General features: G+C 67.1%; 14 protein-coding genes. 6 read left to right on the forward strand and 8 right to left on the reverse strand.

Annotation, left to right across the window (positions count from 1 at the left end):
* Nucleotides 1-49: 49 nt before the first annotated feature.
* Nucleotides 50-1,066, reverse strand: coding sequence for an NADPH:quinone reductase (locus ITX31_RS00975; RefSeq protein ID WP_194781626.1), 1,017 nt, complete (start codon nucleotides 1,064-1,066; stop codon nucleotides 50-52).
* 255 nt (nucleotides 1,067-1,321) lie between these two features.
* Here ITX31_RS00975 and ITX31_RS00980 point away from each other — a divergent pair, with 255 nt between their 5' ends.
* Nucleotides 1,322-2,893: an LTA synthase family protein gene (locus tag ITX31_RS00980; RefSeq protein WP_323745536.1), complete on the forward strand. Its 1,572-nt coding sequence runs from the start codon at nucleotides 1,322-1,324 to the stop codon at nucleotides 2,891-2,893.
* A 111-nt stretch (nucleotides 2,894-3,004) separates the two neighbouring features.
* Nucleotides 3,005-4,060 carry a DNA polymerase IV gene (locus ITX31_RS00985; RefSeq protein WP_194781709.1) on the forward strand — a complete coding sequence of 352 codons (1,056 nt, stop codon included), beginning with the start codon at nucleotides 3,005-3,007 and terminating at the stop codon, nucleotides 4,058-4,060.
* A gap of 57 nt (nucleotides 4,061-4,117) precedes the next feature.
* Here ITX31_RS00985 and ITX31_RS00990 read toward each other — a convergent pair whose 3' ends face one another.
* Entirely contained in the window at nucleotides 4,118-4,858 is a 741-nt protein-coding gene (locus ITX31_RS00990; RefSeq protein ID WP_267240573.1) for an EAL domain-containing protein, read from the reverse strand.
* A gap of 226 nt (nucleotides 4,859-5,084) precedes the next feature.
* Here ITX31_RS00990 and ITX31_RS00995 point away from each other — a divergent pair, with 226 nt between their 5' ends.
* Entirely contained in the window at nucleotides 5,085-5,900 is an 816-nt protein-coding gene (locus tag ITX31_RS00995; protein ID WP_194781628.1) for a hypothetical protein, read from the forward strand.
* Between the two features lie 27 nt (nucleotides 5,901-5,927).
* Here ITX31_RS00995 and ITX31_RS01000 read toward each other — a convergent pair whose 3' ends face one another.
* The 3 genes from ITX31_RS01000 to ITX31_RS01010 form a co-directional block, all read right to left on the reverse strand.
* Nucleotides 5,928-7,514: an FAD-dependent monooxygenase gene (locus ITX31_RS01000; protein WP_194781629.1), complete on the reverse strand. Its 1,587-nt coding sequence runs from the start codon at nucleotides 7,512-7,514 to the stop codon at nucleotides 5,928-5,930.
* A complete protein-coding gene (locus ITX31_RS01005) occupies nucleotides 7,472-8,062 on the reverse strand; it encodes a hypothetical protein (protein WP_228528862.1) in 591 nt (196 codons plus the stop codon). Before ITX31_RS01005 ends, ITX31_RS01000 begins: the two co-directional genes overlap by 43 nt.
* Nucleotides 8,063-8,142: 80 nt before the next feature.
* Nucleotides 8,143-8,769, reverse strand: a complete 627-nt coding sequence (locus ITX31_RS01010) for a hypothetical protein (RefSeq protein WP_228528863.1) — start codon at nucleotides 8,767-8,769, stop codon at nucleotides 8,143-8,145.
* Between the two features lie 115 nt (nucleotides 8,770-8,884).
* Between ITX31_RS01010 and ITX31_RS01015 the strand changes: the two genes are divergently transcribed.
* Together ITX31_RS01015 and ITX31_RS01020 are read left to right on the forward strand one after the other, a co-directional pair.
* Nucleotides 8,885-9,502, forward strand: coding sequence for a TetR/AcrR family transcriptional regulator (locus ITX31_RS01015; RefSeq protein WP_323745537.1), 618 nt, complete (start codon nucleotides 8,885-8,887; stop codon nucleotides 9,500-9,502).
* Nucleotides 9,503-9,816: 314 nt separating this feature from the next.
* Entirely contained in the window at nucleotides 9,817-11,067 is a 1,251-nt protein-coding gene (locus ITX31_RS01020) for a sodium:proton exchanger (RefSeq protein WP_194781631.1), read from the forward strand.
* On the opposite strand, the gene ITX31_RS01025 is transcribed toward ITX31_RS01020, so the two are convergent.
* The gene (locus tag ITX31_RS01025) at nucleotides 11,057-11,518 is read right to left on the reverse strand and encodes a GyrI-like domain-containing protein (RefSeq protein ID WP_194781632.1); all 462 of its coding nucleotides are present in this window, start codon (nucleotides 11,516-11,518) and stop codon (nucleotides 11,057-11,059) included. The genes ITX31_RS01020 and ITX31_RS01025 overlap by 11 nt on opposite strands.
* Nucleotides 11,519-11,632: 114 nt before the next feature.
* On the opposite strand from ITX31_RS01025, the gene ITX31_RS01030 reads away from it, so the two are divergent.
* The gene (locus ITX31_RS01030; RefSeq protein WP_194781633.1) at nucleotides 11,633-12,295 is read left to right on the forward strand and encodes an SRPBCC family protein; all 663 of its coding nucleotides are present in this window, start codon (nucleotides 11,633-11,635) and stop codon (nucleotides 12,293-12,295) included.
* On the opposite strand, the gene ITX31_RS01035 is transcribed toward ITX31_RS01030, so the two are convergent.
* Both ITX31_RS01035 and ITX31_RS01040 read right to left on the reverse strand, forming a co-directional pair.
* Nucleotides 12,292-13,242, reverse strand: a complete 951-nt coding sequence (locus tag ITX31_RS01035) for a lantibiotic dehydratase C-terminal domain-containing protein (RefSeq protein WP_194781634.1) — start codon at nucleotides 13,240-13,242, stop codon at nucleotides 12,292-12,294. The two genes, ITX31_RS01030 and ITX31_RS01035, sit on opposite strands and share 4 nt — an antisense overlap.
* Nucleotides 13,243-13,509: 267 nt before the next feature.
* On the reverse strand, nucleotides 13,510-13,977 hold the full coding sequence (locus ITX31_RS01040; protein ID WP_194781635.1) for a VOC family protein: 468 nt from the start codon (nucleotides 13,975-13,977) through the stop codon (nucleotides 13,510-13,512).
* Between the last annotated feature and the right edge of the window lie 59 nt (nucleotides 13,978-14,036).

The raw sequence follows: 14,036 nt of genomic DNA on the forward strand, positions 1-14,036 counted from the left end.
CCGGTGCGCGGGACGGATCCCACGCACCGGCACCGCCCTTTAACCGGTGCTAGTCCTCGTCCGCCACACGGATCAGGACCTTGCCGGTCACACCGCTTTCGACGGCGTCATGCGCAGCAGCCGTTTCCTCCAGCGGGAACCAGGTCAGCGGCAGCCCGGCGGCCTCCCCTACGGGCAGGACGCCGTCGCGCAGTGCTTCCGTAATGTCCTTCACGGCGGCCTGGTGCGCGGCCTCGCCTTCGGTATAGACAAGGACGCCCTGCCAGCGGACGTTCTTCGCGAAGCTGGCAACGATGGGCGCGGTGAACTCTTCGCCGTTGTTGTTCGCGTAATAGGCGATGCTGCCGTGGTTGGCGATCACCTCGACGTCCAGCGCTGCGTTCTGCGCCGGGGACACCTCAACAATGTGGTCGACGCCGTCCGGGGCGATCTCGCGGATCTTGTCGGCTTCGGCGGGGTCCGGGTAGCGGACGATGTGGTGCGCACCGGCCGCGCGGGCGAGCTCGGCCTTGGCTTCGCTGCTCACCGTGGCGATCACGGTGGCTCCTGCCCAGGCGGCGAGCTGGATCGTGGCGTGGCCCACTGCTCCGGCGCCGCCCTGCACCAGCACGGTGCGGCCTTCCAGCGCTCCCGGTGCCAGGCGGGCGGGACCGAATTCGTGGACCGTCAGGGCGCGGTGCGCGGTCATGGCCGGAACACCCAGGCTGGCGGCGACATCGAACCCGATGCCTTCAGGCAGCGGCACCGCACGGTCAGCGGGCAGGACGGTGTATTCCTGCGCGGTGCCGGTGGGCCGCCCGTGCGCCGCGAGGTAGATCCACACCCGGTCCCCCACCGCCAGGCCGGAGACTCCTTCGCCGACGGCATCGACAACGCCGGCCCCGTCCTGGTTGGGCACCACCTCATCGAACGGGACACCGCCCATGCGGGCCTTCCAGTCCGTGGGGTTCACGCCGGACACGGTGACACGGACCCGCACTTCACCGGGACCTGGATCGGCAACCTCACGCTCGGCGAGGGAGAGGACAGCGGACGCTCCGGACTCGGAGTAGACGATTGCTTTCATAGACGATTCCAAGGAGTACAGGCACCGATCTATTCCCCGCCGGCCACTTCCACCAGACCGCTTTTCCCCCGCAGCGCAGCCCGGCCCGGCACGCAACAGGCAAGCACCAGGCAAACAACAGGTAAACAACAGGTCAACACGGCATGAGCACCGGTTGAACGAGAGGCGAAAGCGCACTAAAATGCCATGGACTCGAGAACGGGTCATTGTCAAGAGTTTGCGCAAAACCACAATCCTGGAATGTGAGGTGCTTCCGTGGCCGGACGGTTTTCTTCCGCTGCCCGCCGCGGCGTGGCCATCGCGGGCCAGGTACTGGTGTACGTCCTGCTCTGGGCCGGTCTGACAATGCTCGGCGCTGCCGGGGTCATCCACTACAACTGGGGCCGCATCTCCGTAGGCCAGATGCTCCTAAACATGATGTCCGTGGAACCCGACGGCGGCGGCGGCTCAATCGTCTGGACCGCCATCCTCTGGATCGGCGTCGTGCCCGTTCTGCTTACCCTGGCGGCAGTGCTGTGGCACCAGCACCGCCGGCGCCGCCGCCGCGTCTCCGGAGGGCATCTCCGCACTCCGCGCCCGCACTGGGCGATGCGCGTCCTTGCCACCTTCGTCGTCTCGGCCATCGTGGTCGGCGGCACCACCGCGTTCGCCACCACCGTCAGCCTTCCGCAGTACATCAAGGCAGCCATGTCCCAGTACGACGTCGGCGACTACTACACCACGCCCTCCGTCACCGCGGGCGCCGAAAAGCGCAACCTGGTGATGATCTACCTGGAGTCCGGCGAGCAGACCCTCGCGGACGACGAACTGTTCGAAAAGGACGCGTTCGTTCCGCTGAAGGAGGCCACCAGCGCGGACAAGGGATGGCAGAGCATCGAGGATTTCCAGCAGTACGACGGCGGCGGCTGGACCATGGCCGGACTGGTTTCAACCCAGTGCGGCATCCCGCTCAAGGGCAGCGGCCTGGGCGGAGGCGGCAGCAGCAGCTCCGGCAAGGACGCCCGGAACGTGGCCGACGGCGATGTGGACACCTATCTGGGCGGCACCACGTGCCTGGGGGACGTGCTGCAGGACAACGGGTACACCAGCGTCTTCATGGGCGGGGCCAGCTCCACGTTCGCCGCCAAGGAAACATTCCTCACCGGCCACGGCTATGACGAAGTGCTGGGCCTGGCCGACTGGCGGGAAGCCGGGGAATCCGAAGCGGACTTCCGTCCCGACTGGGGCCTCAGCGACGAACGGCTGATGGCCAATGCCAAGGACAAGGTGGATGAGCTGCATGCCGGCGCGGAGCAGACCGGTAAGCCTTTCAACCTCTCAGTCCTGACCCTGGACACGCACGAACCCGTGCACATTTATGACTACTGCACCGTGGACACCGAAAACGAGGTTACCTCCGCGTTCCACTGCTCCATGGTCCAGGTGGCCGATTTCGTGGACCACTTGGAAGCCCGGGGCTATCTTGAGGACACGGCCGTGGTCATCATGGGCGACCACCTCAAGCACATGAGCGCCGGAGATGCCTTCCATGAGCAGCTGGACCACCACCCGAACCGCACCATCTTCAACCGGATCTGGGTTCCCGGCGGGACCGATGCGGACCTGCGTCCCGGCGTGGACCAGCTGAGCATGTTCCCCACCATTCTCGAGGCTGCCGGCTTCACCGTGAAGGACCATGAAGCCGGACTTGGCGTCTCCGCCTTCACCCGGCAGATCCCGCCGGGCTCGGCCCAGTTCCTGGCGCCGGACATGTACGCCGAGCTCCTGGCTTCAAACTCCAGCCGGTTCTACTCCAGTGCCTGGGCGGGCGAAGCGCTGGCCCGCTAGTCTCCGCACCGCTCCGCCCGCGCTCGGCTTCCCGGCGGCCCCAGCCGTCCATGCCGGTGACATTTCGCGGAAAACTCCGGCACACTGGGTCCCGTGAACGCAATCCCCTGGGTGCTGCACGTGGATCTCGACCAGTTCATCGCAGCGGTCGAGGTGCTGCGGCGCCCCGAACTTGCCGGGAAACCGCTGATCGTGGGCGGGCGCGGGGATCCGACCGAGCGGGCGGTGGTCTCCACCGCCTCCTACGAGGCACGCGCCTTCGGAGTCGGGTCCGGGATGCCGCTGCGGGTCGCCGCCCGGAAAGTGCCCGACGCCGTGTTCCTCCCGGTGGATGCCGAGGCCTACCTCGCCGCCTCGGAAACGGTGATGGCTGCCCTGCGGGCCCAGCCGGACGCCGTCGTGCAGGTCCTGGGCTGGGACGAGGCGTTCGTGGGGATCGAGGCCGAGGACCCGGAGGCCTACGCACGGAGCCTTCAGGCAGCGGTCCTGGCGGAGACCCGGCTGCATTGCAGCGTAGGCATCGGGGATACCCTGATCCGGGCCAAGAACGCCACCGATTTCGGCAAGCCTGCCGGCACTTTCCGGCTGACGGAGACAAACTGGCTGGACGTCATGGGCAACAAACCCACCAAGGAGCTCTGGGGTGTGGGGAACAGGATCTCAGCCCGGCTGGAGAAGCTGGGCATTCACACCGTCGCCGAACTCGCTGCAGCGGACCCGCAGGCCCTGGTTCCGGAGTTCGGGCCCAAGATGGGCCCCTGGTACGCCACGCTCGGACGCGGCGAGGGAAGCCGGGAGGTGGATGACACCCCGTGGGTGGCGCGCGGGCACAGCCGCGAGACCACCTTCCAGCAGAACCTCACCGAACCGGAGCAGGTGCGCGACGCCGTTGCCCGGCTGGCAGCCGAGGTCCTGGAGGAGGTGGCTGCGGAGGGCCGGCCCGTGATCGGGCTGACGCTGAAGGTTCGGTATGCCCCGTTTCTTACCAAGACCCATGCACGCAAGATCCCGGAGACCTCCGACCGGAAGGAGGTCCTGGCCCGGGCGCTGGACCTTGCCGGCGCCGTCGAACCCGGCAGGCCGATCCGGCTGCTGGGACTGCGCGCGGAAATGGCAATGCCCGACGACGCCCGGAAAGGACATACGCCCACGCGCGGCGGCTGGTAAACCCGCAGCCGGACCGCTCGCCATGGGTGGTCCGGCTGCTGTTGCCGGCCGAAGGGCTCAGCTACTGGTCGCCGCTGCTCTTCCCGGACCGGGTCGAGTTCCCTGGAGGACATGCCCGCGGACCTGCGGAAGTTCCTCGAACGCCGGCTTGGCGAACCAGTAGCCCTGAAAGAGCCGGATGCCGGATTCCTTCAGGACGTTGAATTCATCTTCGGTCTCGATTCCTTCGGCCAGCACGGTGATGCCCAGGTCCCCGGCGATCGCCCGGATTCCGTCCACGACTGCCCTGCGGGCGGGGCTGGTATCGATTCCGCGGATCAGCTTCATGTCGATCTTGATCAGGTCCGGCTGAAAATCGGCCAGCAGTCCCAGGCCCGCATATCCTGCGCCGAAGTCATCCAGGGCGGTGGTGAATCCGTGCCTGCGGTATTCGGTGATGATGTTCGTGAGGTGCGCGGTGTCCCGGACCTCTTCGTTTTCGGTGAACTCGAACATGATCGCAGACATCGGAAAGCTGAACCGGCGGGCCGCGTTGAGAGTGGCACGCAGGCAGGCGGCCGGTTCGTAGACGGCCTGCGGCAGGAAATTGATGGAAAGCTTCAGTTCTTCCTCCGCAGGGAAAAGACGAGCCGCCAGCTCGATCGCCTTGACCCTGCACTCCTGGTCGAAGCGGTACATCTGATCCGGAGACACCTTGGACAGCACCTCAAAAGCGCCCTCGCCGCCCTTTCCGCGGACCAGGGCCTCATAGCCCCACACGCGCTGTTCGACGGCGTCGTAAATCGGCTGGAAAGCCATGCTGAAATCGAAATCGAGTTTTGAAGCCGTACTGCAGCCGTCACATGGCATGGAAATCCCCCCGGAGTTTTTGATGTACCTGAAGATTACAGCGGGCTGCACGTCTGCCGGACTCGCGCAGGCGCAACGCCCCCGCCGGGCTGCAGGCCGTCGGGCAGAAGACGGGTGCCGTTTCGCCCGGCGCCCGCTAGGGTTGGGTCGACTGTCCGCTCTTTTCGGGGGAACCATGAAAAAAGCCGTGTTTGTCTCTGCCCTTGCACTGCTGCTCCTGACCGGGTGCGCGAACGCTGAAGCGCAACCGGAAGCCGCTGCACCGCCGTCGTCCTCTGCTGCCGGTACGGCAGCCCCGGCAGCCACGGCGGCCCGGGCAGCCCCGGCGGCCCGGGAAACCGAGGAACAGGCCTGCGGGAAGCTGCTGGGCGCCGATGGCAGCGGACCGTTGTACCAAAGCATCCGGCTGGTGCGGATCAGTGACGGAACGTTTGGTTTCCAGCCGTCGACGGCGGAAAGTACGGACCGGCTGCATCAGACCATCCTGGCGGCAGCCGACACCGCGCCGGAGGACATCGGGACCCTGCTGACACAGTTGAGTGCCGGCAGTGCGAGTGCCCTGCAGGTGGCCGGCGGTCCTGGTGCCGCTGCCGTGACCTTCGATCCCTTCGGCTGGAGCGAGGCCGCCGGCCAGCTGCTGTCCCGCTGCGCCCCGTACGAGTCTGCTGCTCCAAATGTTCCGTCCGCGGGGGACCTCGACTCGCTGGAGGCTGTGGGCGCCAGGTTCCCGGGTTATCCGCTGGTGGTGGAGGCCGCCTCCGTCGATTACCGTGCGGGCGCCTGGCTGGGCGGCAAGCTCGTGGACGGACGGGTGGTGGCCCTCGCCCCGGGGCTGTACGCACCATATAACCCGGATGTCCCGGACCTGGCCTCCTACTATGAGGGGTCCGGCGCCGCCTCCGGGGACACCGCCATGAAGCAGACGGTCTTCCCCGGCTCCGGCGCCGCCGGAACGTTTACCGGGATCCGCTCCGGCACCCAGGAACCCTAGGCCCACCCGCAGGAAGAGACTTTCTGGTCAGAGGGCACCGCCCAGGTTTCCCGAGACCAGCCGCAGCCATTCCCACAGGTCCGCCACGCTGCCGGACTCATCGCGGATGCCAATGTAGCCGTCCGGACGGACAGCAACGATCCGCTTAGCTGGCCACCGGTCCATTCTGTGGCCGTGGATACCGGCGGGGCCATGGTCCGGGAACTGTACGCCGGGGCCATGGAACACATGGATTCCGCGGCGCTCCACCAGCTCCGGCAGGCGGACGCTCCGGCCGCCGCTGACGGTGCGGAGGTTCGGCAGCGGGCGTCCGGCTGCCAGGCGGCCGGGACGCAGCCGGCCCGGCCCGTTCAGCGGGCTGGCCCGGTAGCTGACCCAATCCTGGGACAGCAGCGCGGCGGCGGGCGCCATGAGGGCCGGGGCCCGGATCAGGGGTGGCAGCAGCGGAGCCATAAGCGGCAGCACACGGGTGCGGGCCAGACGGAAGGGCAGCCGAGCGTCGCCTTCGCCGTGCAGCAGGATGCCGCTCACCAGGCCCACCCCGCGGGCCACCGGCCGGCGTTCGGCATTGTAGGAGGACAGCAGCCGGTCCGGACCGGCGGACCCGTTGCAGACTGCGGCGAGCTTCCAGCCAAGGTTCTCCGCGTCCTGTAGCCCGGTGTTCATTCCCTGGGCACCGGCCGGTGAGAACACATGCGCGGCGTCTCCGGCAAGGAAGACCGGACCGGCACGGTAGCGCCCGGCCCGCCGCCGCTGGAGCCGGATACTGGTGGACCAGGCAGCGCTGCCGATGCCGTCCGGAAGGTTGGCGCCCCGCAGAACAGAGCGGATCTCAGCCAGGGACAGCGGCGGGCCGTCCTGCCCGGGTGTCCCCGGTCCGGCTGAGGCGGTCCTGGTGGCCACCAGCCGCCAGCCGGCACCGTGCTCGCCGCCGGGGAAGAGGAAACCGATGCCCAGCCGTCCCACACCGATGTGTGCCTTGCCCGGGTCCGCGGCCCATTCAACGTCTGCCAGGACTGCCTCTTCCGGATACGTCCTTCCCTGCCAGGGGATGCCGGAGAGGTTGCGAACGGTGCTGGCGGCGCCGTCGCAGCCCACCAGGTACCGGCAGGACAGGTGCAGATCCCCGCCGGCACCGGTAGTCCGGCGGGCCATGGCCAGCACCCGGCCGCCGGCCCGTTCCAGCCCGGAAAGCTCCGTGCCGGTCATCCGGGGTACGCCGCTGCGGTCAAGGGCGCGCTGCAGGACTGCTTCCACCATCGCCTGGCGGACCATCAGCGGCTGCTGGCCGGAGCTGCCGACGCGGAAGTCGCTCAGAGCCAGCGGCACTGCCCGCGCTCCGATGTGCAGGTGGGCGGTGAGGCGGGCACTGGGATGCTCCGCCAGCTCGGCCAGTATTCCCAGCCGGGCCAGGGACGCGAGGGTGCGGGGCCACAACAGCATGGCGCGCGAGGGGCGAGGCAGTTCGCGCCTGCGTTCGAGCAGCAGCACCCGCGCTCCGCCAAGGTGTGCATGCAAGGCCAGGGCCGATCCGACCGGTCCGGCCCCGACCACCAGGATGTCAGCAGACGTCAGGCCAGGTCCCGGCCAGCCAGGCTCAGCGGTTTCCACCATGATTCGGGGTCTCGTTTCTCCGGCTGCAGAACCGCGTCGCGGTGCACTCCGGGCACGATGTGTATCCGGATGGATCCGGGCACGCATACCAGTCCAAGCACCCAGCTAAGGGAATCCACGTAGGCTGCGGCCTGTTCCGCGCCCTCCCACTCGTAGATGCCCCTGTAGCGGTTGTGTTCGTCATGGGCAAGCCACAGTTTCGATGCCAGCCCCGGGAATCCCACGAAGAGCGGAAAGTTTAACCAGCTCTCGAGGCGGAACAGCCGGTGCAGCGGCCCCCGTACTCCCCTCAGCGTGAACGTGACGGCCAAGAGCACCGGGTCTCTCGCATAGCCGTCGCCAACCCGGGTTTCGCGGTAGATACGGGCACTGGTTCCATCGGCGAACACCAGCACCTGGCCCACGTTGGCTCGGGGATTGTGGAGCCGTCGCCTGACGGCCAGCCCAACGGTGCCCACGGCGCTGCGGCAGATTTGGGGCAGCGCCAACCGGGCAGGCCGTGGAACCACCTCGTCCGGCAATCTGTTGTCACCACGGGGTCTGATCATGGCGTAATCCTTCGGCTGCTCGCAGACGATGCGCCAAAACTACCCGCTGTTGACGGACGTTCCAAGCCCCCCGGCGGATCCTAGCTCGCGAGGTTGTCCAGCCAGTTCGAGCGGAGCCGCAGGGCGCGTTCGGCGCTTCCGGCAACGGCGGCGACGCCCACCGCCACGTTGACGGCCGGCGGAACATCCACGGGCAGTTCGAATGTGCCAAGGGACTCCCTCACCGGAGGGATGGCCAGCAGCGTTTCGAGGAGCTGCGGTATGGCCACGATGACGCCGAGAAGCACCAGGACGGTGGCGGTAGCTCCCACGGCCCGGCTCACCAACGGATGTGTCCTGTGCAGGCGGGCGCGCCTTCCCTCGGCAGTCTTCGGGTGCGGGTGCAGCTGCTCCGGGGTGCCGCCGGCCGGGACGTAGTGGCAGCGCCGCATGCCGAAGGTGCCGGCGGCAACCTCAATATGGCCGCCCGGAACCGGAAAACTCGCCGGCATTCGGGACAGGAGTTCCAGCCGCTCGTTGACGTACAGCCGGGCCCGGACCACGCCGTCGCTGCGGTCACCCAACTGCCGGACGTCCACGGCGTAACGGGCCGACGCGCCGCCCGCACCCGGCAGCATGAGCAGGTACAGCGTCCGGGTGAACAGCTGCCACCAGCGGAACGGCGGAAGCGTTTCTCCGCCGCCTTTCCGGATTCGCCGTGCCGCCAACCGGTTCCTCCACGATGAGCGTCCAGCCAACATGCCCTCCCTTCCTCGCTTGACCGTCTAGCACAGCGTACTAGTTATGGCTCCCGACACTAACACAGCGTGATAGAACTGGGGAGTGGGAAACGACAAGACTGACGGCGCCGGGGCCGGGCGCGGCACGCGGGAGAAGATCCTCATCGCCGCGGCCACTATGCTCGGCGAAAATCCGGCGGCTCGGCTGAGCGTTCGCGCCGTAGCTGCGCGCGCCGGAGTCAGCGCCGGTTCGCTCCGGCATTTCTTCCCCACCCAGCAGGACCTCGTGGAAACAGTCGTCGCTCTCGTGTATGACGTGGACATCCCGGGTGATCCGATACTGGACGCGGAACGGCCTCCCGCGGAGCGGCTGGTTGCCTGTCTCCAGCAGCTGCTCAGCGAGGTGGGCCACGGCGAGGCCGCACGCAGGTACTGGCGAACGCTGCAGGACACCTACATGGCGGGGGCACCGACAAATGAGGCAGCAGCCAACTACCTCGCCCTCGAACGTCTGGGCCTGCACCGGATCCGCCGCTGGCTGACCACCCTCGCGGAGGAAGGCGCCGTCCAGGCCGAGAGCATTGAACCCGCCGTCCGGTTCCTGTCCACTGTGCTCAGCGGGCTGGTTACGGAACGGGCACTGCCTGCTGACGCGGCCAGGCTGGAGGCCGAGGGCACCACACTCCGGATCGCCGCGGACGCCGTCCTCACCGCCGGCTGATCCCGGCACGTCAGCGTTTCGCCGCACCTAAACCCGCGGTCCGGGGCCTCCGGAACTGTGACCCCGGGAAGCCCTGAACTATGACGTTTTTGTGTGCAGCTGCAGCCTGCCGATGCAAGGATCTAACCAGCGAAGGGGAGTAGTTCCCAGGGTTCTTCCGAGAAGAACGATGCGGTGTGTCGACATAATGGCTGTCAACGCTGACGGCCCGGCACACCACCCGGCATTGCACGCCGGGCGAGCGAGACCTTCGGCCCCACGGGGCCGAACCCTCTTTCCTTTCGGCCTCTCCTGACGACCGGAAGGCTTTCCCCATGCCCGCCCCTTTGGTGCGCAAATTGATTCTCTGCCTCGCCGTTGCCGCTCCGGCAATGGTTTTCCGCGTGCTCGGCTACGCCCCGCATCCCGTCCTGGACCTAGTGGTCTTCGGGGCGGCCGTCGTGGCAGCCGCCTTTATCCTCGCGTGGGCCGCGGAGGCAGCACAAAAGGACATCTCCGGTGCGCTGGCCATCGCCCTGCTGGCGCTGATCGCCGTCCTGCCCGAGTACGCCGTCGACCTGTACTACGCCTTCCGGTCAGGGTCCGATCCGGAGTACGCACAGTACGCGGCGGCCAACATGACCGGCTCAAACCGGCTGCTGCTCGGCTTCGGCTGGCCGCTCGTCGTGCTCGTTGCGCTCTTCGCCGCCCGCCGGATCAATCCGGCCGGACGAGCCCCCAGGGCGCTGCAGCTGCCTCGCAATAGCCGGCTGGAGATCGGCTTCCTCGCCATCCTGGCCCTCGCGGCGTTCACGATTCCTGCCCTGGGTCGGATTCCGCTGTGGTTCGGGACAGCCCTGATCCTGGTTTTCGCCGCCTACCTCTGGCGCGCCGGGCAGGTCCAGGATGACGACGCCGAGGAAGAGTTCGTGGGCATGGCCGCCCTGATTGCCGGCATGGCCCGCAGACGCCGCCGCATTACGGTAATAACCCTGTTCGCCGGCTCGGCAGCGATCATTCTCGCGGCCGCTGAACCGTTCGCGACCGCCTTGGTGGACTCGGGCAGCTCGCTGGGGATCGACAGCTATTTCCTGGTGCAGTGGCTGGCTCCGCTGGCGTCCGAAGCTCCGGAGTTCATCATCGCCGTCCTCTTCGCCCTGCGCGGCATGGGCGCTGCGGCCATCGGCACCCTGATCGCCTCGAAGATCAACCAGTGGTCGCTGCTGGTGGGTTCGCTGCCCGTGGCACACCTGCTGGGCGGCGGCGGAACCGCCCTGGAGCTGGATGCGCGCCAGGTCGAGGAATTCGTCCTCACCGCCTCGCAGACCGTGATGGGGGTCGCCGTCATCATGACGCTGCGGTTCCACCGCGTCGCCGCCCTCGCGCTGATGGCAATTTTCGCCCTGCAGTTCGCCGTAACCGGAACGTCCGGGCGCTACGTGCTCAGTATCATCCAGCTGGTGATTGCAGCCGTCCTCCTTGTCCGCCACCGCGGGGACATCCTTCCCGCACTCGCAGCCCCGTTCAGAAGGACCCGGCCGGACCTGGAGCTGGACACTCCCCGGGATCCCCGGCTCACTCGCTGACCTGCCAGCAGACCTGAGTCTGCCACTTTGAGGTGTCGGGCTCACGCTCGGGATCAGTGAGGTAGCTTTCCCACATCACTTCACCCGGGGTGAGCCCGTTTTCGCCGGCGTAGCGGTCCAGCTGTGCGTAGGTCCGCTCCATCGTGTCGAACGGACCGGTGTGGGTCGCTTCGAGGATGCGCCCCCCCGGCAGATGCCCCGGCCGCACGTTGCCGTCAGGTGTGACTTCGGAGAGGACCGGAAACCCGGCTTCGACGTCAACCGTGGCACCGGGCCTGCCATAGTATTTGCCAAACGGAGGCCCCGCGGGCTGCACTCCCTGCTCTCGGAGGGCGGCGATGGTCTGCTGGAACGCACGCGCGAAGAACTCCGCCATCTCGCCCATGGGAACCTGTTCCCGCACGCCGGCCGTCGCCTGTTCGGATCGTTCTGTCAGCTCTATGTCCGTCATGCCGCCCACTTTAAGCACCGGGCTGCGCCCCGGGAAGGGGTCTGCACGAAGCAACACGCATCGATTTGGTGCTGCCCGTTGCCCGTGCCGATTACGGGTGAAATATTGGGCGTCATGCGATGGACACGGCGCCCGGCGGGCGCAACGGCATTCGCGGCAGCGGCGGCGGGAGCATTCATTGCGGTCCGCCGCGCCTCGCTGCGGTGGGGTGCCACAGAGGAAGAGCTCGGCATGGCGCTGCCGGGAGATGAGCTGCTCCCGGCAGCGGACCTTACAGCAACACGGGCCATTGGCATCGGGGCCCCGCCGTCAGCCGTGTGGCCCTGGCTCACCCAGCTGGGACAGAACCGCGGAGGCTTCTACACGTACGACTGGCTGGAGAACCTCATTGGCCTGCACATCCACAGCGCTGACGCCGTCACACCGGAGCTGCAGGTCCGCGGTGTCGGGGAGGCAGTGGACCTCGCGCCGGGTGCCGGACTGGTGGTGGTCCGGCTGGAGGACGAACACGGGCTGGTGCTTGGCGGCGGCGTCGATGCTGCGGGCAACGGCCACACCACCACGGACGAGACCGGTGCCCCTTATGACTTCACCTGGGCCTTTGTCCTGCTCCCCCAGCCGGACGGCACTACCCGGCTGGTCGTCCGGGAACGGTATGCCTACCGAAGCCGCTGGGCGGCGCTGCTGGTTGAGCCGGTGGAAATGCTGAGCTTCCTGATGACGGAACGGATGCTCCGTGGCATCCGGGACCGTGCGGAAAGCGGGAGACCGCACTAAGACCCTGCACGCTCCAGGGAGCCCGGTTCAAGTTCCTTGCTCCAGGACCGCGCATACAGTCCAAGCCTGGCCTCGTCCCGAGCTGGAATACCCAGGCGGTTGACCATGAGCCGGGATTGATAGAAGGTCAAGTGCTGTGCACTGCGGCTCGCCCGGACTTTCTCGGACCGGTAAAGGTAGTTGTCGATCGCCCGAGACCAGCGCTTGCGCCAGTTGTCCACAGCTGGTTCAGCGGCAGTCGCTAACATCAGGCGCTGAGCCGCCCGAATGCGCTGCGGCGACTGTGAAGTCAAACTGCTGTTGACGAGCAATTCCTGGGGGTTCAAGCCAGCACTGCAGCCGCGGAGATGGCCGTCCCAGTAGTACTTCCACGAGATCATCCGCCTGTCCGGCCAAGCCGAAGCCCGGGGTCCCCGCATCATGGCATGCGCGGCATCGAACAGGAGAAGCGATGCCAAAGTGGAACGACTGCTCACTTTCGGAAAACGCGACGTCGCCCAGGCAGCCAGATCCGAGGACAACTCAAAAACCTGCTCTGCAAGCGCCAGCCCTTCCGTGCCTCCATACCTCGCCAGGTCGGATTCTCCTTTGGGTGAGAGCTTTCCACAGTCCCAGCGCGTGGGATTCTCCCGGTAATCGGAGGTCTGCAGCCCGCCATGATCAGGAATCGCCTGGTCAATCAGGGCCAGCATGAATGGCTTCAAACGGTCCAGCAGCCGGGGAGAGCCAAGAATGCGTATCTGGAGCGAGGAACGTGCTGGATCGAGGCAGCGCGTGTAGAACCATCGCTTGGCACCCCATGCCCGAGCTTGTGCAGCCAAGGGTGTGACGACGTCGACGACGACGGCGTCGCAACCCCCTCCGGCCGCTGGCATGATGGTCACTGACCACCACTGTTCTTCCGGGACTTCTGCTCCATCCGGCCTCGCCATAGCGATCTGGCTCATCATCCGTTCCTTTCCACGGCGCATCCCCTACATAGCTCCCGGGTGACGGACTGGAACCCGGATGCTGATACCTGGTGCCTTCCGGACCTGCTGAGTCCGGAAGGCCCACATGGTGGCAGCAGGCATGCCGAACCGTGTATAGAAGCCTGCACAAGAGACCCCGTTTTCGCAGTCCACTCGTTGCTTCAGGACGTGGCAGCTGTATGATTCGGCGTTTCTTCGCCCCACAGGCCCGGCGCTTACTCACTCGTGCACGCCCCGGGCGGCTCAGCCGTTAGGGGCGGCCTCGACGTCGATCACCCAGGTGACGCCGAAACGGTCAGTGAGCATGCCGAAGCCGGGGCTCCAGGCAGAGGCAGTGAACGGTTCAATGACGTCGCCGCCGTCGGCCAGGGCATCCCAGAGGGTCTGCACTTCCGCCAGGCTCTGCCCCCGCAGGGACTGGAAGAACGTGCGGTCCGTGACAGTGGTGCCGTTTTCCCGGCGGGTGGTCCCAGCGGTTCCACTGATGTCCGCGCTGTCCTGGCCGGGAATGTCGTAGGCCATCAGGCGGAACCCTTCGGCGGTCTCGAGCTGGCCGAAGACGATCTTGTCGGCGCCGGGAGCTCCCTGGGGCATGCCGGCGTCGCCGTAGGTCGCTGCCGTAAGGGCGCCGCCGAAGACCGTCCGGTAAAACTCCAGGGCCTGGCCTGCGGTGCCGCGGAAGTTCAGGTGGGTAGTAGTACTGATGCTCATGGGATCTGTCCTCTCCTTCGGCACGATTTGTGCCGTTGAAACCAGACTGGCCCTGATAG

This window comes from Arthrobacter gandavensis (assembly GCF_015355785.1).
Classification (GTDB): domain Bacteria; phylum Actinomycetota; class Actinomycetes; order Actinomycetales; family Micrococcaceae; genus Arthrobacter_B; species Arthrobacter_B gandavensis_A.

Excerpts from the sequence above, each read along its gene's own strand:
- ITX31_RS00990 (WP_267240573.1), bottom strand. The coding sequence starts at position 4,858 with ATGGCTTTCCAGCCGATTTACGACGCCGTCGAACAGCGCGTGTGGGGC.
- ITX31_RS01025 (WP_194781632.1), bottom strand. The coding sequence starts at position 11,518 with ATGACGGACATAGAGCTGACAGAACGATCCGAACAGGCGACGGCCGGC.
- ITX31_RS01030 (WP_194781633.1), top strand. The coding sequence starts at position 11,633 with ATGCGATGGACACGGCGCCCGGCGGGCGCAACGGCATTCGCGGCAGCG.
- ITX31_RS00975 (WP_194781626.1), bottom strand. The coding sequence starts at position 1,066 with ATGAAAGCAATCGTCTACTCCGAGTCCGGAGCGTCCGCTGTCCTCTCC.
- ITX31_RS01040 (WP_194781635.1), bottom strand. The coding sequence starts at position 13,977 with ATGAGCATCAGTACTACTACCCACCTGAACTTCCGCGGCACCGCAGGC.
- ITX31_RS01005 (WP_228528862.1), bottom strand. The coding sequence starts at position 8,062 with ATGATCAGACCCCGTGGTGACAACAGATTGCCGGACGAGGTGGTTCCA.
- ITX31_RS00995 (WP_194781628.1), top strand. The coding sequence starts at position 5,085 with ATGAAAAAAGCCGTGTTTGTCTCTGCCCTTGCACTGCTGCTCCTGACC.
- ITX31_RS01035 (WP_194781634.1), bottom strand. The coding sequence starts at position 13,242 with ATGAGCCAGATCGCTATGGCGAGGCCGGATGGAGCAGAAGTCCCGGAA.
- ITX31_RS01020 (WP_194781631.1), top strand. The coding sequence starts at position 9,817 with ATGCCCGCCCCTTTGGTGCGCAAATTGATTCTCTGCCTCGCCGTTGCC.
- ITX31_RS01000 (WP_194781629.1), bottom strand. The coding sequence starts at position 7,514 with ATGGTGGAAACCGCTGAGCCTGGCTGGCCGGGACCTGGCCTGACGTCT.